The organism is Nocardia shimofusensis NBRC 100134, assembly GCF_001613125.1.
Lineage (GTDB): Bacteria > Actinomycetota > Actinomycetes > Mycobacteriales > Mycobacteriaceae > Nocardia > Nocardia shimofusensis.
The window spans coordinates 149,016-167,187 of the sequence record NZ_BDBT01000010.1 but is presented as its reverse complement, the minus strand read 5'-3'; the positions used below and the strand labels follow the sequence as shown (position 1 = coordinate 167,187).

Here is an 18,172-nt window from a genome sequence, read left to right as displayed (position 1 = left end):
TTCGAGAGGAAGTACTGTTTTGACGCTCAGGTGGATGGCGGCAGCGGCGGCCGTCGTCGCAGGTGTGGGCTCAGCCGTCACGGGGACGGCGCAGGCGGCGCCGGAGGGCGCGGTGCTCGGGGGTGGTTCGGGACTGGTCTTCGACAACAACTCGGCGTGCTCGCTGACCGCCATCGGTCACGACAACGCCGGACGGCTGGTCGGTCTGACGGCGGGCCATTGCGCGCCGACCGGCTCGCGGCTGGCGGCGGAAGCGGCGCTGCAGGCGGGCGTGATCGGCACGGTCGCCTATTCCGACAACGGCAAGGGCTTGGATTTCGCTGTGCTGCAGCTGGACCCGGCCAAGGTGACCCCGGTCCGCACGGTCGGCCAGACGACCATCAACGGCCTCGGCGAGACGCCGAACCCGGGCACGACGGTCTGCTTCAACGGCCGCACCAGCGGCGGGGGCTGCGGCGTGGTGTGGGGAAGTCTGGACGAGACCCTCACGCTCAATCAGGCGTGCTCCAAGCCGGGTGATTCCGGTGGCCCGGTGACCGTCGGCGATCGCCTGGTCGGCATGAACCAGGGCAGGCTGACCGGCATGGCGGGCATTCCGTTCGACCTGCCGTGCGCCGACGCCGCCAACCCGATCCACTCGCCCGCCTATTTCGCCCCCATCGAGGTCATCCTCGCCGCCGTCGACGCCATCGGTGGCGTAGGCGCGGGCTTCCACACCGTCTAACGCCTTTCCCGGCGAATTCACCGCCGTGCCCGGCGTGCGGGCACGGCGGTGAATTCTGTTCGGGTACACGGGTTCAGGGACGCAGCACCGAGACCAGGAATTCGGTCTGGTCGTAGACGATCTGTTCGAAGACCTCGTCGAAATACACATCGAAATGCCCGACCGGATAACGCTTCACGACCGGATGCTTGGTGCGTTCGGCGGCCTCGAGCGTGGGACCGATCGGGGTGATCGTGTCGTTGTCGGCGATCGCGTAGAACACCGGTGTCTTGATCGCCTTCGCATGCTTGCCCGGCGCGTCGAACAACAGCGAGAATGCCACGCGCGCGGCGACTTTCGGCTCGTAGGTCGCGCTCTCCTCGGCCAGCCTGCCGAAGCCCTCCAGCACGTCGGGGGCGCTCATCAGCGCCGCCGAGCCCCTGCGCCCGGCCAGTCGCACGCGCACCGGCTTGCGTCGCAGCGAACCGAACAGCAGATCGGCGACGGCGATGGCGGTGACCTTGGTCAGGCTGATCAAGCCCTTCGCCTTCGTCGAGGCCCAGCCGCTGGTGAACGGTACCTGAGCGACCACAGCGGCGATGTAGTCGTCCTCCGGGGCGACGGCGAGCACGTGACCGCCGCCCAAAGAGGTGCCCCACAGGGCGATCCTGGTTTTGTCGATGCCGCGCAGGGTGCGGGCGTAGGCGATGGCGGCGCGCCAGTCGTCGCGCTGGCGGGCGATGTCGAGCAGCTGTCTCGGCTCCCCCTCGCTGGCGCCGAAATGTCGGTAGTCGAAGACCAATACGGCCATTCCCGCCGCGGCGAACCGGCGAGCGTATCTGTCCAGACCCATGTCCCGCGTGCCCCCCAGGCCGTGCCCCATCACCACGAGTGGACGGGGCTTGGGGACGCCTGCGGGAGGATACAGCCAGGCGGCGCACTGACGGCCACCTGAGGGAAAACTGACCTCGAGACGTTCCATGACGCTTAACCGTACTGGCGTGCCCGCCCGCCGACCTGCCGGGGCGGGCCGGGCAGGTACCCTGTTCGGGCGGACGAGTTGGTCGGGCGGCCGCGGCGAAGGGAACGGACACCTCGGTGTCGCCGCCCCTCGCCGAGGAAAGTCCGGACTCCACAGAGCAGGGCGGTTGCTAACGGCAACCCGGGGTGACCCGCGGGACAGTGCCACAGAAAACAGACCGCCCACGGCCTTTCGGGGTCGTGCGGTGAGGGTGAAACGGTGCGGTAAGAGCGCACCAGCGCCCCGGGTGACCGGGGCGGCTCGGTAAACCCCGCCCGGAGCAAGGTCGAAGGTCGCATTCGCGAGAGTGCGGCTGCGCAGGTGTCCGAGGGCTGCTCGCCCGAGCCTGCGGGTTGACCGCTCGAGGTACCCGGCGACGGTGTGCCCAGATGGATGGTCGCCACCCGGTGCGAACCGGGGACAGGATCCGGCTTACAGACCAACTCGTCCGCCCCCCGGGCACGCCCGCCGCGATTCAGCACATGTATCGGGCGGTCGCGTAGATCGCCAGCGCCTGGTCGGTGGTCGCGGCGGAATCGGTGCGCGTCACGATGTCGGCGACGACGGCGTCCTGCGATTCGCCCGCCGCGATGCCCCCGCAGATAGCGCTGAACAATTCGGCGATCTCGCGGTCCTCGCGGCCCTGGGTCAGGTCGGGGAAAGCGTTTCGATAACTGACGACGAACATGCCTGCCTTGGCATTGTCGACGGCGCCGGTCGGGGCGGTGGTAGTGGTGGTGGCGGCGCTCTGTGGGGAATCGTCGGTGCCGCAACCGGTGAGCAACAGGGCGACAACTGCGGAACCGGTCATGAGAGCGGCGGAGAATCTGGTCACGACGCGGGATCGTAGCGCCGCCGGAACGAAGCCGCCTTCCGTCGAAGTGAACGGAAGGCGACGCGTCGATGACCTGTGATCAGGAGGTCAGGACGGTTCGACCAGGAGAACCTGCGCCCAGTATGCGGCCTGGTCCGGGCCGACCAGAGGCATCAGGTAATCGAAGATGATCGATGACATCAGTGCGGTACTCCAATTGTTCGACGTTGGGGAGCTGACGGAAACGGGGCGAAAGTTTTCGGCCCGCACCGGAATCGAACATTAGCAGTCCGAAACGTCCCCGCCGAGGTCCCTGGGAAACCACTCGAGGAATTCGTTCCGGACTGGCACGAATGGTGATCGACGTCATAGAGTGGTCGCCGTTGGCACGTGCCCGGCGCGGGGCAGCTCCGGGCCATTCGGACATCTATGCGGAAGCAGGTCTCAACACATATGCGGGTAGTTCGTTCCTTGGTCGCCGGTGCACTCGTCGCCGGAGCCGCTTCAGTTCTCGCCGTGCTCGGTGCGGGCTCCGCGAGCGCGGTGGCCCTCACTCCGCTGCCGGGCGGTGTGCAGGTCGACCTCAGCCCCAGCGACACCAGGTGGGTCGCCGACACCGGTTTCGGCCGGGTTGTCGCCGGCCTTCCCCATCAGTCGGCGCCGTCGTTCGGCGAGGCGCTCGACGCCGCCGCCCAACTGTCCGCGCAGTATCCGAACGGCCGGGTGACCTTCACCGTCTTCGGTCCGCTCAACGAGCTCAACGGCACCATGCTGGCACTGCAGTAATCTCCGCTCCAGTAATCTCCGGTTGTGGAATTACGCCAGCGGATCATCTCGGCGCCGGTCGACTTCGGCGCCATCCGATCCGAATTCGCGATGGCCTCGGCGTATCCCGCCGAGGCCGTCGCCGAAGCCCGCGACGCGGTGGACGCGTTCGCGGGCTCCCGGGTGGATCGCACCGACCTCGAATTGGTCACCATCGACCCGCCCGGTTCGCTCGATCTCGATCAAGCCCTCTGCCTGCGACGCAGTGAAACGGGCTTCCTGCTCCACTACGCCATCGCCGACCTCGGCGCCGTGATCGTCCCCGACGGCGCGTTGGCGAACGAGGCCGGAACTCGCGGCCAGACCTATTACCTGCCGGACGGTTCGGTGCCGCTGCATCCGCCGATCCTGTCCGAGGATTCCGCCAGCCTGCTGCCCGGCCGCACCCGTCCCGCCGCCCTGTGGACCATCGAACTCGACGCCGCCGCCGAACCGGTGCGCTACGAGGTGATCCGGGCGCTGGTCCGCTCGCGCGCCCGCTTCGACTACGCCGGTGTGCAGGCCGACGCGGACGCGGGCAGGCTGCATCCCTCGATCGAGGCGCTGCCGGAGTTCGGCGCGCTGCGCATCGCCGCCGGCCTGGAACGTGGTGCGATCGGCCTGCGCCTGCCCTCTCAGAGCGTCGTCGCCGACGGCGCTCCCGACGGCCACTGGCGGCTGGCGCTGGAGCCGCGTACCGCCGCCGACGACTGGAACGAACAGGTTTCCCTGCTCACCGGCATGTGCGCGGCCCGCCTCATGCTCGACGCACCCGCGAGCGAGCGGACGGGCCTGTTGCGCACCATGCCGCCGCCGCAGGACTCCGCGGTCGACTCGATGCGCCGGACCGCCGCGGCGATGGGCATCGACTGGCCGCGGGATCTGGCCGTCGGCCGGATGCTGGCAGGCCTGGACGCCAACAGCCCCGCCGGACTCGTCCTGATGTCGGAAGCCACCGGCCTGCTGCGCGGCGCCGACTACACCGTGCTGACCGGCGCCGACGGCGAGGAGAACCTGCACCACAGCGCCATCGGCGCGCCCTACGCGCACGTCACCGCGCCGCTGCGCCGCCTGTCGGACCGGTTCACCATCGAGATCTGCCTGGCGCTGTGCGCGGGCGACCCGGTGCCGCCGTGGGCGCGCGCGAGCCTGGCCGAAGTCGCCGACACGATGAAGCGCTCCGGCTCCGTCGCGAACAAGGTCGATCGCGCGTGCATCGACCTCACCGAGGCGACACTGCTGTCCGAGCGGCTCGGCGCGGTCTTCGAGGCCGTCGTCCTGCGCGAAGCCGAGGGCAAGCGCCCCGCCGAGATCTTCGTCGCCGACCCGCCGCTGCTGGGCCCGTGTGCCGGGGACCCGCCGGAAGGCAAGCACCTGCGGGTCCGGCTGACCACGGCCGATCCCGTCGAGCGCAAGATCGGCTTCACCCACCCGGCCTGACATCCGCCGGTGGCGTCGAACGGAGCTGCTGTAAACGCGAGCGCCTCACGAACGGTTTCGGCCCGGGGGCTTGCACGGGGACGTGGAACGGGGCCTCTAGTCGGCGCTCTGTCCGGAGTGGTCACCTGCGGTGAACGCTTGCGCCGCTTCGGGATAGCGTTCGAGTTCGCGTGCCGCGGCGGCCTCCTCGGCGGCCGCGAGCAGGATATAGATGTCGGTGTCCGCGACGGTGGCCGTGTGTGCCGCCTCCGCCTCGCTCGCCGCGGCGAGAATCACCTGTGCCGCTTCGACGGCGTCGCGGTGATCACCGAGCACCGACTGCACCTGCTTGGCCCGGGCGCGCAGGTCGTCGGCGTCGTCGCCGAGTACCCGCACGGCCGCTTCGGCGCTGTAGCGCAATCGCTTGGCGGCTTTGCGGATGTCGTGCAACGCCTCCACCCGCTCGTCCTCCGGCAGGTCGGGCTCGGCGAGAATCCTGGTCCGCAGCCGTTCGGTGTCGCCGTCGAGCACCGCGCGGAAGACCTTCCGGGCCGAGGCGTGGCCGCGCTTGCCGCGCAACGGCGGGTCGGTTCGCCAGTGTTCGAGCGTCCGGCGCAGGTCGGCATAGCGATCGGAGTCGAGGGCGTCGAGCACCTCCGCGTGCGCCTCGGCGTAGATGCTCCGCTGCGCTTCCGCCAGCCGGTCCACCACGGCCGTCTGCCCGCCGTCGGCATCCTTCCCGCTGTCGAGTTCTGCGCCGGCATCCGTGCTGTCCCCGGCCTGCCCGCCGTTGTCGTCGGCCTCGGCCTCGCCGGCCGCACCGGTGGCGGGCAACGCGGCGAACCGCTCGGCGCGCACCTCGGCGTCCCGTGCCACGCCGAGCAGCCCTGCCAGCCACTTCAATTCCGCGCTGAGCTCGGTGGTCTCGGACTTGCGGAACAACCGGCGGTAGGAACGCAGCACGCTGCGCAATCGCCGGGTCGCCACCCGCATCTGGTGCACCGAGTCGTAGGCGTCGGCGCGCACGTCCGGCTCGGCGCCGAGCATCCGATCGATGTCCTCGCCGAGGGCTTCGGTGACGGCCTTGCCCGCCTTCTTCGTCATCGGCCCGCCCTCGCGAATTCGTCGGTTGCCTCGATCAGATGGTGCGCGATGCCCGGCTCGGTGGTCGCGTGCCCGGCATCGTCGACGAGGTGCAGCCGCGAACCCGGCCATGCCCGATGCAGATCCCACGCGCTCACCGCCGGGCAGACGATGTCGTGGCGGCCCTGCACGATCACGACCGGCAGATGGGCGATCCTGTCGATGTCGCGCAGCAACTGCCCCTCCTCGAGGAACCCGTTGTTGCGGAAGTAGTGGTTCTCGATGCGCGCGAAAGCCGTCGCGAATCGGGGATCGGCGCTCTCGGCGACCCGCTCCGGCCGAGGCAGCAGCGAACTCGTCGAGCCCTCCCAGACCGACCACGCGACCGCCGCCGCCTCGACCACTGCTGGGTCGGGCGAGTGCAGCAGCCGGTGGTAGGCCTCCACCAGATCGCCGTCGCGTTCGTCCCGCGGGATCGGCGCCAGATACTTCTCCCACTCGTCGGGGTAGACGTATCCGGCGGGCCCGTTGTAATACCAGTCGATTTCCTTGCGCCGCAACAGGAAGACGCCGCGCAGCACCATTTCGGTGACCCGCTCGGGGTGGGACTGCGCGTAGGCCAGCGCCAGTGTCGAGCCCCAGGAGCCGCCGAACACCTGCCAGCGGCCGATGCCCAGATGCTCGCGCAGCTTCTCGATGTCGGCGACCAGATGCCAGGTGGTGTTGACCGCCAAGTCCGCGCCGTCGGCGATGTGCGGGGTGGATCGCCCGCACCCGCGCTGGTCGAACAGCACGATCCGGTAGGCGGCCGGATCGAAGAACTGCCGGTGCATCGGCGTGGTCCCGCCGCCCGGTCCGCCGTGCAGGAACACCACCGGCTTCCCGTCGGGGTTGCCGCTGATCTCCCAATACACCGACTGCCCGTCGCCCACGTCGAGCATGCCCGACTCGTACGGCTCGATCGGCGGATACAGTTCGCGTCTGGTCACTACATCACCATGACACAGGCTCGGATGTCACCGTCCGACAACGACTGTCGCCAGGTCGGGGACCTCCAGCGCGTCGATCGCCTCCTGGCGCACATCCGGGCAGCTCTTTATGGTGACGGTGTCGACCACGCTCTTGTTGTTGAGCACGTCGATGCCGTTCTGCATGCCCCACGGGTGCACGATCAGATTCATCCCGATGCGGCCCAGTGTCGGACCCTGCACCCGGAAATTCGACAACTCGGGGCGGATCGCGTCGCACAGGCTCTGCGCGGCGGCATCGGTGACTGTCGGCTCGGCCTTCACCGAGGTCGTCGGTTTCGTGGTGGGCGCGGCGGTCGTCGAGGAGGACGACTCGGTGTGGGCGGCGTGGTCCGGGTCCCCGGACGATCCGCAGGCGCTCAGCGTGGCTGCGACCGCGAAAGCGGCGGCGCCCAGCATGAGGGGGCGGCGGGAGAACCAACGGCGATGCGGCATCGAAAACCTCTGCTCGAGTCGAGAATGTCGATTCCGAGTCTGCCACTGCGCCGCGGACGTGGTGCACGTCCGGTGCCGGGCCGGGCATCGCGGCGCCCGCCCGGCGCGGTGGATCAGAAGCTGTGCTCGGAAGCCGGGAAGGTGCCCGCGCGCACCTCGTCGGCGAAGGCGGCTGCGGCCGAACGCAACTCGTCGCCGACATTGCCGAAGCGCTTCACGAACTTCGCCGTCTTGCCGCTGGTGTAGCCGGCCATGTCCTGCCAGACCAGCACCTGCGCGTCGCAGTCCGGACCGGCGCCGATGCCGACCGTCGGAATGGTGAGCTTGCGGGTGACCTGCCCGGCCAGCTGCGCGGGCACCATCTCCATGACCACCGAGAACGCGCCCGCTTCCTGCACCGCGATCGCGTCCGCGATGAGCTGCTCGGCGCCGTCGCCGCGGCCCTGCACCCGGAATCCGCCCAGGGTGTTCACGCTCTGCGGGGTGAACCCGATATGCGCCATCACCGGGATGCCCGCCGAAGTGACCAGCGCGATCTGCTCGGCGACCCGCTCGCCGCCCTCGAGCTTCACCGCGTGCGCGCCACCCTCCTTCATGAAGCGAGTCGCGGTCTCGAGCGCCTGCCGCGCCGAACCCTCGTAGGAGCCGAACGGCAGATCCGCCACCACCAGCGCGTTCGGCGCACCGCGCACGACGCCCCGGACCAGCGGAATCAGCTCGTCCGCCGTGACCGGCACAGTGGTGTCGTAGCCGTAGACGACATTGGCCGCGGAGTCGCCCACCAGCAGCACCGGGATGCCCGCTTCCTCGAACAACCGCGCCGAGGAGTAGTCGTAAGCGGTGAGCATCGACCAGCGCTCACCGGCGGTCTTCATCTGCTGAAGGTGGGGAATCCGTGTCTTGCGACGCGCCTGCGCCGGCTGCGCCGCGCCGTAGGCAGGAGTTTCCGAATCGGATACGGACATCGTCGTCCCTTTCGTGTTGTCTCCTCGAGGCCGCTGTCGGGTCCCCGGGTTCACTGACGCCCTCCAGTGTGCCACCCGTCCTCCTGCCTTACACAGGGGCGTCGAATGGTGCGATTGGTCACACGCCGTGGTGCATCACCGCGTTGTCTCCCTGTCGGCTTGCGGTGTAGACGGCAGCGGGCGCGCGGACAGTCGCACTGGTCAGGTGCGGTACGCGTCTCGGCGGTGGCTCACATCGACCACAGTCACGACCGTCCGTTTGTCATCAATGCGGTAGACGATCCGATAGGTGCCCCGCCGCACGGACCAGCGATCATCCAGAGGTGGCATGAGCTGTTTTCCGACGCGGTGCGGATTCTCCAGCACAGGGCCGGTCATGAATTCGAACGCCGCTGCTGCCACCGTTTCCGGCAGTCGATCGGTGAGTGCCCGCCGTACTGTGGGGGTCGTCTCCAGCTGGTATGTCGTCACCGGCGACGGTTCGCCATCGCGGCCGCGAGATCGTCGCCGGTGACGACCTCACCGCGTGCCAGTTCGGCGTCGGAGTCCGCGAGCCGCGACATCGTGGCGGCATCGGACAGGATCGCGATCGTCTCCTCCAAAGCCTCCAGGTCCTCCGGTGCGATAAGAACGGCCGCGGCTTCGCCGTGGACCGTGATGGTGACACGCTCATGGTGAGTGCGGACCCGTGACACCACTTCCGACAGGCTGGCCTTTACCTCCGCTAGCTTCATGGTCATAAGTGTGACTATATCTCGTGGCGTGGTCAAGGTCGCGCCGTTTCGCCCGCAGGAACGGAATGAAGGCATACCCTCGGCACACAGCAGAGATCGACGGAGGTGGGCGGTGCTCGGATTCTTCACCAGGCAGGGGGAAGACTTCCTGCCCACGGAACTGTCGGTCAGCTGGTGGTCGCCGAATCAGTTGAGCGGCGTGCCGGTGTGCGGGCTGCTGGCGCTCGCGCTCGAGCAGCACTGCCCGGAGGGGTTCCTGCCCGCGCGGATGACAGTGGATCTGTATCAGCCGGTGTTCGCCGCGCCGACCCGGGTGCGGACCGAGGTGGTGCGGCAGGGATCGCGGATCGTGGTCGCCGACGCCTGGATCGTGCAGGACGGACAGGATCGGGTGCGGGCCTCGGCGGTGTTCCTGCGCCGGAGCGAACAGCCCCCGGGGAAAGTGTGGTCGCCGACGCTCGACCTGCCGGTGCCGCCGGAGGGATGCCTGTCACCGGACGGGGCGCGGCCACTGTTCAAATGCGGTGCGGCGAACTGGACCGGCGATTTCGCCGTCGCCCAGAATGCCGAGCGCAAGGCCTCGTGGCACAGCATGCCGCCGCTGGTGGCGGGTGCGGCGACGACGCCGTTCCAGCGGGCGGCGATCACAGCGGATACCGCGAATCAGGTGTGCCACTGGGGAAGTGCGGGCGCGGGTTACATCAACGCCGACGTGACCCTGACACTGTCTCGGCTGCCCGTCGGGTACGAGATCGGCATGAAAGCCGACAACACCTTCGCCGACGCGGGTATTTCCGTGGGCACCGCGGTCATGTACGACCGCTCGGGCCCGCTCGGTACCTGCGCCGTGACGACGCTGTCGAACGCGAAACGCCAGATCGACTTCGCCGCCTCCGAGGACCGCGTCCTCCTGAAGTGACCCGCGCGGCGATCGGCACGCCGGTCGTAGACCTGGCGGCGCGTGCGGTGAGCCGAGCCTGTGGTGGGACTACCGTGGATCTGTGCGTATCTTTCTGGCCGGTGCCACCGGCGTCCTGGGAATACGCTTGCTCCCGCTGCTGACCGCGGCGGGCCATCGAGTCGCGGGCATGACCCGGTCGGCGGGCCGGAGCGCGGCGATCGTGGCCGCGGGCGGGCAGCCTGTCGTCTGCGACGTCTACCACCGGAGCGCGTTGACGGCGGCGGTGGTGAACTTCCGGCCCGACCTGGTGATGCACCAGCTCACCGACCTGCCCGACGATCCCGCGCAGCTGGCCGAGCGGGTCGAGGCGAACGCCCGGATCCGCACCGAGGGCACGGCCAACCTGATCGCGGCGGCCGCGGCGGCGAGCGCGGAACGCTTCCTGGCGCAGAGCATCGCCTGGGTGCCGGCGGGGCATGCCGAGGTGATCGCCGCGCACGAGCAGGCCGTCCTCGACGTCGGGGGAGTGGTGGTCAGATACGGGCAGTTCTACGGGCCGGGCACCTACTACGAGACCGAACCGCCCGGGCATCCGCGCATCCATGTGGACGACGCGGCGGCCCGGACGGTTCCGTTGCTGGAGGCGCCAAGCGGCGTGGTGGTGCTGGCCGAACCGGAGGACTGACGACCCCTGCCTCGTGCCCGGCGTCAGCCGCGCGAACTCGCTCTGCCGGGCGCGGCGTGATCGGCATCGGCGGTCGGGGATTCGCGCGATCGCTTCGGCAGTTCGGCGGCCACCAGACCGACGAGCATCGCCGCCTCGCCCACATTGCCCAGCGGCGGCACGGCCACCGCCGCGGCGGAGGCGCCGAACAGCAGCGTTGTCCCGATCAGGGCGGCCGGGCGAGCTTCCCTGCGCCACAACACGATTCCCGCCGCCAGCAGCACCACGGTCACCACGACGGCCGGTATCGGCGGCACAGCGTGCTCGGCCGAGTACCGCACGGTGTCGGCGTAGTACCGCGGCACCAGATGCAGGTGTGGCAGTTCGGTGACCACTCCCCATGCCGTCGCCACCGCGGTCAGCGCCACGGCGCCGCGTCGCACCCAGGGCCCGGCGTCCACCCGATCGGCGGCCCAGAGGATCAGCAGCGGCGTGAGCAGGGCGTGGACGACGAAGCGCGGCACGCTGAGCGCGTGCAACACCGTCCCTTCGCCGAGTGCGGCGCCGAGGCCGACGACGGCCGAGTCGTAGGCCACCCCGAGCCCTACCACGCCGAGCAGCCACACCCGCGCGAGGCGGGGCACACGGCTCCACAGCACGACCACGCACGCCAGCTGGAGGGCTGCCGTCACCAGCAGGACAGCGGAGATCATCGCGACGTCCTCTCCCGTTCACGCGGAGGTGGAACTCGAAGGCAGGTCAGAGCACGCCCGCCTCGCGCAGCTTGTCGATCTCGTCCTCGCTCTTGCCGAGCAGACCTCGGTAGATCTCCTCGTTGTGCTGACCCGGCCGCACCGACCCCGCGTTGCGGATCGCGCCCGGCGTCTCGGAGAGGACCGGAATGATGCCCGGCCCCTTCACATTCCGGCCGATGCGCTCGTCGTAGTGGTCGGCGATCATGCCGCGCGCCCGCAGCTGCGGATCCTCGACCACCTCGGCGACGGTGTTGATCGGTCCGCTGATCACCCCGGCCTCGTTGAGCGTGGCGATGATGTCGCCGGGCTGCCGGGTGGAAGCCCACTCGGCGATGATCGCGTCGAGCTCGTCCTGGTTCCTGCCCCGGGCGAGGTGGTCGGCGAAACGTTCGTCCTCGGCCAGCCCGGGTTGCCCCATCGCCGCGCACAGGCGGCGGAACACGGTGTCCTGGTTGGCGGCGATCACCACCCAGCTGCCGTCGGCGCTGCGGTAGATGTTCGACGGCGCGATGCCTTCCAGGCGGGTGCCCGACGGTCCGCGCACCACGCCGCCGATGTCGTAATCGGGAATGGTGGATTCCTGGATCGCCAGGCACGCCTCGGTGAGCGCGGCGTCGACGATCTGGCCTTCGCCGGTGACCGAGCGTCGGTAGAGCGCCGCGAGCGCCCCCTGCGCGGCGAACATGCCCGCCAGGCTGTCGCCGAGGGACAGCGCCAGACGCGGAGCCGGGCCGCCGGGGAAGCCGTTCATGTACCGCAGGCCGCTGGCCGCTTCGGCGACCGAGGCATAGCCGGCCTTGTGCGCGTCCGGGCCGGTCTGGCCGTAGCCGGAGACCCGCACCAGGATGATGCCGCGGTTGCGTTCGCGCAGCGTCTCGTAGCCCAGCCCCCACTTCTCGAGCGTCCCCGGCCGGAAGTTCTCGACGATGATGTCGGAACGCTCCACCAGTTCCAGGAACAGGTCGCGGCCCTGCGGCTCACGCAGATTCAGCGTGACGGCCTTCTTGTTGCGGGCCGCGACCGTCCAGAAGAAGCGGTGGCCGTCGAGCTCGGCCTGACCCCAGGTGCGCAGTGGATCGGGCCGGTCGGGGAGCTCGATCTTGAGCACCTCGGCGCCCATGTCGCCCAGCAGGCGGGCGGCGAACGGTCCGGAGATCAGCGTGCCGACCTCGAGGACACGGATGCCGTCGAGAGCGCCGATGTTCTGCGAGCCGGGGGTGGCCGAATCGGCGGATGCCGAGCTGGAAGTGGGGGAGGGGGTCATGTGCGGGTTCATTCAGGTAGTGGGAGCGAGGTGATGTTCCGCGAGCCAGTCGCTGATGATCCGCACCGCTTCGGTGAGGGGTTCGCGCTGGTCCGGTCCCAGATAGTAGTGGTTGGCTCCGGGGATCTCGTGCAGTTCCTTGTCCTCGGTGCCGATGGCGCCGAAGATGGCGTGCGCGTGGCTCGGGGTGCAGATGTTGTCGGCGGCGTTGAAGATCACCAGGGTCGGCACGGCGATGTCGGGGCCGCAGTCGACGATGTCGCCGCGGGCGTCGTCGTAGCTCCACTGCGACAGCCAGCTGCGCAGCGTGGTGAAGCGGGCCAGGCCGAACGGGCCCTGGTTCACCTCCTGCGGGTCGCCCAGGTAGGACTCGCCGGGGTCGCGGTCGTTGGCGTCGATGGTGGGGTCGAGCCAGCGCGGGTCGGCCATGGTGCCGTGCACGACGAAGCCGAACTCGTCGTCGGGGCGGCCCGCGGCCTTCAGCTCGGCCAGCTTGTCCTTCACCCAGGCCGTGATCTTGCGATTGCGCGCGATCTGGGCCTGCCGGTAGCGCTCGAGGAATTCGGCGGTGTACGGGGGCTGATTCGGGTTGGCCGGGTCGTAGAGATCCAGCTCGGGGTCGCGAACGGTGGGGTCGGACTCGTCGAGGATGGAGGCGTCCATCGATTCGGTGAGCGTGTGGTGGCGGCTGATGTGCGCGGCGACCAGCGCGATGCCGTCGACAGGCGGCAGGTCGGCCCTGGTGAGGTCGGGGCCGTCGCCGGACGGGCTCGCCGTCAGCGTCGGTTTCGTGGCCTGCTGCTGGTAGAAGACCGACAGCGAACCGCCGCCGGACCAGCCGAGCAGCACGACCTTCTGGTATCCGAGCCGGTTCTTGGCGTCGCGGACGCATTCGCCGAGATCCTGGACGACCTTCTCCATCAGCAGCGCGGAATCGGCGCCGCGGTAGCGGCTGTTGCACACGATGATGTGGTGCCCGGCCTTGGCCAGCGAGCCCACGATCGGCAGATAGGTGCCGCTGGATACCGGATGCATGAGCACCAGCACGGTGTCGGACTCGTGGTCGCGTGGCTTGACCAGCTGGGATTCGAGGGTGACCAGCTCGGTCAGCCCGCCGTAGGCGTCGCGGCCGCCGGTGGTGTTCGCGTAGGCGACGACGTAGGGGATGCGCTCGGTACGAGACATTTCTTGCCTGCCTTGATGTTCGAGGAGTGCGTGGCGAAGGAAGCCGGTGCGCGGACCGTCAGTGCGCGCCGAGGTCGTTGGCGAGGTACTCGGGCGAGGGGATCAGCCTGCGGCGGGTGTCGATCGCGATCGTCGTCCAGCCGATGCGGGTGATCTCCTCGCGCTTGCGCCGGGCGCGCTCGCGCATCTTCTCCGGCGCGCCGTGGTGCACGCCCTGTGGCGCGTGCGAGATCAGGCCGGGCGGCATCGGCACGCCGTACATCTCGCCGCCGTGGAAGAAGGCGATCTCGTCGTAGTCGACATTGCGGTGGTACCACGGGATGGTCTCGGTGCCCGGCGCGGACTCGGCGAGCTTGGGCAGGAAGTTCATCACGTAGACGCCGGTGGCCTCCATGAACAGATGCACCGTCGGGGGCAGGTGCACGCTCTCGGAGAGGATGACGTTGTAGTCGGCGATATTGAAGGTGAACGGGAAACTGTCCCCGCGCCAGCCCTCGACGTCGAGCGGGTGGTGCTTGTAGTACAGCTTCGTCGGGCCGCCTTCGTGGAACAGCACGATCTCGTAGCTCTCGCGGCCGTCGTCGTCGTGGGCGGCGGGCTCGGGGATGGTGACCAGTGCCGGATCGAACGGGAAGTGCCTGCCCAGGTAGCCGGCGTCGGGCACACGGAACTCCTCGGTGGCCTCGATCATCAGCAGTGTGGTCTCGGCTTCGGGGACTTGGCGGAACGTGCAGCCCTTGGGGATGTAGATCCAGTCGCCCTCGCGGTAGTCCAGCGGGCCGAACTCGGTCTCCAGCAGGCCCGAGCCGGCGTGCACGAAGGAGAGCACGTCGCCGTCGACGTAGCGCACGAAGTGCGGCATCTCCTCGCCGCGCCGACTGAGCAGGATCCGGCAGTCGGCGTTGTGGAACAGCTGCAGCGGGGCGCCCGCGGGGTCGGTGGCGTCGGGGGGAGTCAGCGAGCTCGCCAGCACGTCGGTGGGACGCAGGGGGCCGACCGCCTTGTACTGGGTCGGGTCGTTGCGACGGTAGAGGCTCGCGGTGCGGCCGGTGAAGCCGCCGCGGCCGAGTTCGTCGTCCTTGAGTCCGTCGAGATCGGCGTGCAGGCGGCGGGGAGTGGTGCCTTTACGCAGGTGCACAAACGATTCCATGTCAGCTTCCAGTCCTCGTGCGGGGCCGCGTCGATCCGCCACCGCGAAGCCATCTTGATGCCAGTCAATGTTTCAGATAAATTGATCATCGTCAATATCTTTCGGGGCAAGTCGATCCTTCGGGTAAGCAGGCACCGTTGGGTAGCGCAGCAGTGGAGGACGCCGTGGAATCCGTGAAGGCCGAGCCCGCATCCGGGGCAGTGGCGGGGCCCGTGCCGGGGGCGGTGCCGGAGACCGCGCGGGTCAAGAAGTCGCGCGGTCGCCCGCCCGCCGGTGGATCGCCCGCATCGACCGACGAGATCATGGCCACCGCCCTGCGGATCTTCGCCCGCGACGGTTTCGCCGGCGCCTCGGTGGCCGAGATCAACCGCGAACTCGGTGTCAGCCACAACCTGATCCACCAACGCTTCGGCTCCAAGGAGGGGCTGTGGTTCGCGGTGGTGGACTGGGTGTTCGGCCATGCCGCCGCCCTGGTCGCCCAGGGCGCGGCCGGTCCGGAGCTCGCCCCGCTGGAGGAGTTCCGGCGCGGCATCGTGCGCTTCCTGATCCTGCAGGCCGACTATCCCGACGCGGTCCGGCTGGTCAGCATGGAATCGGCGATCGAGGGCCCGCGCCTGGCCTACCTCTACGAGCGCCACATCGAGCCGATCCTGGTACGCCTGGCCAAGCCCCTCGAGCCGCTCATCCGTCGGAAAGTGCTCACCCGCAACGATTTACGCTCCATCCACTTCCTCATCGCCCACGGCGCGACAGCCCCGTTCTCGGCGCTGCCGCTGGCCAGGCGGATGGCGCCCGGCGACCCGCTCTCGGCGCAGGCGGTGCGGCGGCACGCGCGGTTCGTCGCGGACATGATCGTGGCCGGTGTCGAGGCCAAGGCGAACGAGCCTGGCGCGTCGGCGAAGCGGCCGGGCGACGCGGCGGATCGGCCGAGCGGGGACGACGAGCAATCGCGCGGCTAAGCTGAGGCGGTGGCGCGGGCACGCGGTGCCGTCCAGCTGACGGTCGAGGACTGGTTGCAGGCCGGATACACGGTGCTGGCCGAAGAGGGTTTCCGCGCGCTCAAGATCGATGTGCTGTGCACTCGCCTCGGCGTCACCAAAGGCAGCTTCTACCACCATTTCCAGGACATCGCCGCGTTCAAGAACGCGCTGGTCGACTCCTGGGGCCAGTGGAGCGATGTCGACCACCAGCGTATGGACGCCCTCGCGGACACCCCGCCGCGCGAACGGCTGATCGCCATGATGGGCCTGCTGGTCAGTCCGCGGCACTGGACGCTGGAGCGCGCCATGCGGGAGTGGGCCCGCTCCGACCCGCGCGCGGCCGCGAGCGTGCGCGCCTCGGACAAACACGCCAGACGCGCGGTCCGCCGGGCCTTCGCCGATCACGGCTTCGACCCCGAGACCGCCGCCCGCCGGGCCGAATGGACCTTCGCGCTCGGCATCGGGGCACTGCACCTGTCGACTTCGGCGCGCGGTGGCAGGCCATCGCCTCCCGAGCGTGAGGAACTCGTGGACTTCCTGCTCCGGCCCTGAACCCACCACCGTTCGGGCAAGCTGCGGCCACTGCCCGGGGACCGCGTGCGTCGTCTCCGGTTCGCGAGGGCTTCCCTCGACCGGTGACTGGGTAGGGCGGGCGTGGCGTGCCGGACGTTCGCGGCCGACGTCGATACTGGCAGGATCGTGAGCATGGGTGTTCGGCGGTGGTGCGGGGTAGCGGCGGCGGTGTCGATCGTGGTGGCGACGGCGGGGTGTGTCGCCGAGGGCGACGCGCCGGTCGGCTCGATGCCGCCCGCGCCCGACGGGCTGACCCGCTTCTACGAACAGACTCCGCGGTGGACCGCCTGCGCCGAGATCGCGGGCGAGCAGGTGAGCCTGCCGCCGATCGCGCAGTGCACCAGGATCGAGGTGCCGATCGACTACACCGAGCCGGAAGGCCCCACCGCGCAGCTCGCGCTCTCGCGCATCCCGGCCACCGGCGCGAAAATCGGCTCGCTGCTGCTCAATCCGGGCGGTCCGGGCGTCTCCGGCCTGGACACGGTGCTCGTCGGCAACCAGACCCCGCTGGCGCAGCGGTTCGACCGGGTCGGATTCGATCCGCGCGGCGTCGGCTCGTCCACGCCTGCCGTCGCCTGCCTGACCCCGGCGGAGGCCGACGCCGAACGCGCCGAACCGCCCGAGGAGAGCACGCCGGAGGGGATCGCGGAGACCGAGGCGGAGAACCGCGAGTACGCGGACAAGTGCGTCGAGCGCAGCGGCATCGACCTGCTCGAGCACATCGGCACCCGTGAGGTCGTGCAGGACATGGACGTGATCCGGGCCGTGCTGGGCGATGCGAAGCTGACCTATCTCGGCTACTCCTACGGCACCAAGATCGGCGCGCTGTACGCCGAGAAGTTCCCCGACCGGGTACGCGCCATGGTTCTCGACGGCGCCGTCGACGCCTCGGTGGACCCGGTCCAGGAGGCATTGCGCCAGGCCGCCGGTTTCCAGCGCGCCTTCGACGCCTACGCGGCCGACTGTGCCCAGGCGGCCGACTGCCCGCTCGGCACCGACCCCACCCAAGCGGTCGCCCGGTTCCGTGAACTGGTCGACCCGCTCCGGTACACCCCGGCCGCCACCACCGACCCGCGCGGCCTGGGCTACAACGACGCCATGACCGGCGTCACCCAGACGCTCTACGCCGACGAACTGTGGCAGCGGCTCACCCTCGGTCTGCAGGAACTGCGCGAGGGCCGCGGCGACACCCTGCTGTATCTGGCCGACATCTACGACGGCCGCAACGACGACGGCACCTACAGCAATATCCAGGACGCGTTCAACGCCATTCGCTGCGTGGACGATCCGCGCGTCACCGATCCGGCCGTCGCCGCCCGGCTCGACGCCGAATACCGAAGGGCCGCTCCATTCCTCGACGACGGTCGCGGGACCGGCGCCTCGGCGCTGGAATTGTGCGCGAGCTGGCCGGTGCCCAATTCCGGCGAGCCGCACACCATCGCGGTCGACGGACTGCCCACCACGGTCGTGGTCTCCACCACCGACGACCCGGCCACTCCCTATCAGGCCGGTGTCGACCTGGCGGCCCAGCTCGACGCGGCCCTGATCACCTTCGAGGGGAATCGGCACACCGCAGCCCTCGTGGTGGGCGACGAGTGCCTGGATTCGGCCGTCATCGCCTATCTCGTCGACCTGATCGCCCCACCGTCGGGCCTCAGTTGTTGAGGTCGCGTCGAGTTCGTCCGATCACCGCA

At 69.5% G+C, this 18,172-nt stretch carries 20 protein-coding genes and 1 other RNA gene; 9 read left to right on the top strand and 12 right to left on the bottom strand.

The annotated features are described in order from the left end of the window. Positions 1–34: 34 nt before the first annotated feature. Complete coding sequence (locus NS3_RS13785) at positions 35–724, top strand: S1 family peptidase (protein WP_067859288.1); 690 nt, start codon at positions 35–37, stop codon at positions 722–724. A 73-nt stretch (positions 725–797) separates the two neighbouring features. Here NS3_RS13785 and NS3_RS13780 read toward each other — a convergent pair whose 3' ends face one another. Further along, positions 798–1,685, bottom strand: a complete 888-nt coding sequence (locus tag NS3_RS13780; RefSeq protein ID WP_067859285.1) for an alpha/beta hydrolase — start codon at positions 1,683–1,685, stop codon at positions 798–800. Between the two features lie 74 nt (positions 1,686–1,759). Between NS3_RS13780 and rnpB the strand changes: the two genes are divergently transcribed. Further along, positions 1,760–2,175, top strand: an RNA gene (rnpB, locus tag NS3_RS13775) — RNase P RNA component class A. 24 nt (positions 2,176–2,199) lie between these two features. Here the strand turns inward: rnpB and NS3_RS13770 are convergent. Further along, on the bottom strand, positions 2,200–2,559 hold the full coding sequence (locus NS3_RS13770; protein WP_067859282.1) for a hypothetical protein: 360 nt from the start codon (positions 2,557–2,559) through the stop codon (positions 2,200–2,202). A gap of 432 nt (positions 2,560–2,991) precedes the next feature. Between NS3_RS13770 and NS3_RS13765 the strand changes: the two genes are divergently transcribed. Together NS3_RS13765 and NS3_RS13760 are read left to right on the top strand one after the other, a co-directional pair. Next, entirely contained in the window at positions 2,992–3,324 is a 333-nt protein-coding gene (locus NS3_RS13765) for a hypothetical protein (RefSeq protein ID WP_067859279.1), read from the top strand. A 24-nt stretch (positions 3,325–3,348) separates the two neighbouring features. After that, a complete protein-coding gene (locus NS3_RS13760) occupies positions 3,349–4,782 on the top strand; it encodes an RNB domain-containing ribonuclease (RefSeq protein WP_174550471.1) in 1,434 nt (477 codons plus the stop codon). Between the two features lie 96 nt (positions 4,783–4,878). On the opposite strand, the gene NS3_RS13755 is transcribed toward NS3_RS13760, so the two are convergent. The 6 genes from NS3_RS13755 to NS3_RS13730 all read right to left on the bottom strand — a co-directional run bounded on the left by NS3_RS13755 (position 4,879) and on the right by NS3_RS13730 (position 9,012). After that, positions 4,879–5,865: a CHAD domain-containing protein gene (locus NS3_RS13755; RefSeq protein ID WP_067859276.1), complete on the bottom strand. Its 987-nt coding sequence runs from the start codon at positions 5,863–5,865 to the stop codon at positions 4,879–4,881. Next, positions 5,862–6,785, bottom strand: a complete 924-nt coding sequence (pip, locus tag NS3_RS13750; protein WP_067859517.1) for a prolyl aminopeptidase — start codon at positions 6,783–6,785, stop codon at positions 5,862–5,864. Before pip ends, NS3_RS13755 begins: the two co-directional genes overlap by 4 nt. A 75-nt stretch (positions 6,786–6,860) precedes the next feature. Further along, a complete protein-coding gene (locus NS3_RS13745; RefSeq protein WP_067859274.1) occupies positions 6,861–7,307 on the bottom strand; it encodes a hypothetical protein in 447 nt (148 codons plus the stop codon). 113 nt (positions 7,308–7,420) lie between these two features. Beyond that, positions 7,421–8,272, bottom strand: a complete 852-nt coding sequence (gene panB / locus NS3_RS13740) for a 3-methyl-2-oxobutanoate hydroxymethyltransferase (RefSeq protein ID WP_067859271.1) — start codon at positions 8,270–8,272, stop codon at positions 7,421–7,423. A 201-nt stretch (positions 8,273–8,473) separates the two neighbouring features. Further along, positions 8,474–8,743, bottom strand: coding sequence for a type II toxin-antitoxin system RelE family toxin (locus tag NS3_RS13735; RefSeq protein ID WP_067859268.1), 270 nt, complete (start codon positions 8,741–8,743; stop codon positions 8,474–8,476). Continuing rightward, the gene (locus NS3_RS13730) at positions 8,740–9,012 is read right to left on the bottom strand and encodes a type II toxin-antitoxin system Phd/YefM family antitoxin (RefSeq protein WP_067859265.1); all 273 of its coding nucleotides are present in this window, start codon (positions 9,010–9,012) and stop codon (positions 8,740–8,742) included. Before NS3_RS13730 ends, NS3_RS13735 begins: the two co-directional genes overlap by 4 nt. Before the next feature lie 106 nt (positions 9,013–9,118). On the opposite strand from NS3_RS13730, the gene NS3_RS13725 reads away from it, so the two are divergent. Continuing rightward, the gene (locus tag NS3_RS13725) at positions 9,119–9,925 is read left to right on the top strand and encodes an acyl-CoA thioesterase domain-containing protein (RefSeq protein ID WP_067859262.1); all 807 of its coding nucleotides are present in this window, start codon (positions 9,119–9,121) and stop codon (positions 9,923–9,925) included. An 82-nt stretch (positions 9,926–10,007) separates the two neighbouring features. Next, the gene (locus NS3_RS13720; RefSeq protein WP_067859259.1) at positions 10,008–10,592 is read left to right on the top strand and encodes an NAD-dependent epimerase/dehydratase family protein; all 585 of its coding nucleotides are present in this window, start codon (positions 10,008–10,010) and stop codon (positions 10,590–10,592) included. A 23-nt stretch (positions 10,593–10,615) separates the two neighbouring features. Here the strand turns inward: NS3_RS13720 and NS3_RS13715 are convergent, their stop codons facing one another. From NS3_RS13715 to NS3_RS13700, 4 genes are read right to left on the bottom strand one after another with little or no spacing between them, the layout of a single operon-like run. Continuing rightward, on the bottom strand, positions 10,616–11,284 hold the full coding sequence (locus NS3_RS13715; RefSeq protein ID WP_067859257.1) for a hypothetical protein: 669 nt from the start codon (positions 11,282–11,284) through the stop codon (positions 10,616–10,618). Between the two features lie 46 nt (positions 11,285–11,330). After that, positions 11,331–12,590 (bottom strand): CaiB/BaiF CoA transferase family protein, encoded by a 1,260-nt coding sequence (locus NS3_RS13710; protein WP_084495515.1) that lies wholly within the window; start codon positions 12,588–12,590, stop codon positions 11,331–11,333. A 12-nt stretch (positions 12,591–12,602) separates the two neighbouring features. Further along, on the bottom strand, positions 12,603–13,775 hold the full coding sequence (locus NS3_RS13705) for an alpha/beta fold hydrolase (protein WP_067859254.1): 1,173 nt from the start codon (positions 13,773–13,775) through the stop codon (positions 12,603–12,605). Positions 13,776–13,833: 58 nt separating this feature from the next. Beyond that, entirely contained in the window at positions 13,834–14,925 is a 1,092-nt protein-coding gene (locus tag NS3_RS13700; protein ID WP_067859251.1) for a homogentisate 1,2-dioxygenase, read from the bottom strand. Positions 14,926–15,062: 137 nt separating this feature from the next. Between NS3_RS13700 and NS3_RS13695 the strand changes: the two genes are divergently transcribed. The 3 genes from NS3_RS13695 to NS3_RS13685 all read left to right on the top strand — a co-directional run bounded on the left by NS3_RS13695 (position 15,063) and on the right by NS3_RS13685 (position 18,143). Continuing rightward, a complete protein-coding gene (locus NS3_RS13695; protein WP_245649601.1) occupies positions 15,063–15,884 on the top strand; it encodes a TetR/AcrR family transcriptional regulator in 822 nt (273 codons plus the stop codon). A 9-nt stretch (positions 15,885–15,893) separates the two neighbouring features. After that, complete coding sequence (locus tag NS3_RS13690) at positions 15,894–16,457, top strand: TetR/AcrR family transcriptional regulator (protein ID WP_067859248.1); 564 nt, start codon at positions 15,894–15,896, stop codon at positions 16,455–16,457. Positions 16,458–16,610: 153 nt separating this feature from the next. After that, positions 16,611–18,143 (top strand): alpha/beta fold hydrolase, encoded by a 1,533-nt coding sequence (locus NS3_RS13685; protein ID WP_067859245.1) that lies wholly within the window; start codon positions 16,611–16,613, stop codon positions 18,141–18,143. Positions 18,144–18,172: the final 29 nt, after the last annotated feature.

Bases quoted from the DNA above. Each gene is read 5' to 3' on its own strand.
- NS3_RS13785 (WP_067859288.1), top strand. From the start codon at position 35: ATGGCGGCAGCGGCGGCCGTCGTCGCAGGTGTGGGCTCAGCCGTCACG.
- NS3_RS13780 (WP_067859285.1), bottom strand. From the start codon at position 1,685: ATGGAACGTCTCGAGGTCAGTTTTCCCTCAGGTGGCCGTCAGTGCGCC.
- NS3_RS13765 (WP_067859279.1), top strand. From the start codon at position 2,992: ATGCGGGTAGTTCGTTCCTTGGTCGCCGGTGCACTCGTCGCCGGAGCC.
- NS3_RS13755 (WP_067859276.1), bottom strand. From the start codon at position 5,865: ATGACGAAGAAGGCGGGCAAGGCCGTCACCGAAGCCCTCGGCGAGGAC.
- pip (WP_067859517.1), bottom strand. From the start codon at position 6,785: ATGCTCGACGTGGGCGACGGGCAGTCGGTGTATTGGGAGATCAGCGGC.
- NS3_RS13745 (WP_067859274.1), bottom strand. From the start codon at position 7,307: ATGCCGCATCGCCGTTGGTTCTCCCGCCGCCCCCTCATGCTGGGCGCC.
- panB (WP_067859271.1), bottom strand. From the start codon at position 8,272: ATGTCCGTATCCGATTCGGAAACTCCTGCCTACGGCGCGGCGCAGCCG.
- NS3_RS13730 (WP_067859265.1), bottom strand. From the start codon at position 9,012: ATGACCATGAAGCTAGCGGAGGTAAAGGCCAGCCTGTCGGAAGTGGTG.
- NS3_RS13715 (WP_067859257.1), bottom strand. From the start codon at position 11,284: ATGATCTCCGCTGTCCTGCTGGTGACGGCAGCCCTCCAGCTGGCGTGC.
- NS3_RS13710 (WP_084495515.1), bottom strand. From the start codon at position 12,590: ATGACCCCCTCCCCCACTTCCAGCTCGGCATCCGCCGATTCGGCCACC.
- NS3_RS13705 (WP_067859254.1), bottom strand. From the start codon at position 13,775: ATGTCTCGTACCGAGCGCATCCCCTACGTCGTCGCCTACGCGAACACC.
- NS3_RS13700 (WP_067859251.1), bottom strand. From the start codon at position 14,925: ATGGAATCGTTTGTGCACCTGCGTAAAGGCACCACTCCCCGCCGCCTG.
- NS3_RS13685 (WP_067859245.1), top strand. From the start codon at position 16,611: ATGGGTGTTCGGCGGTGGTGCGGGGTAGCGGCGGCGGTGTCGATCGTG.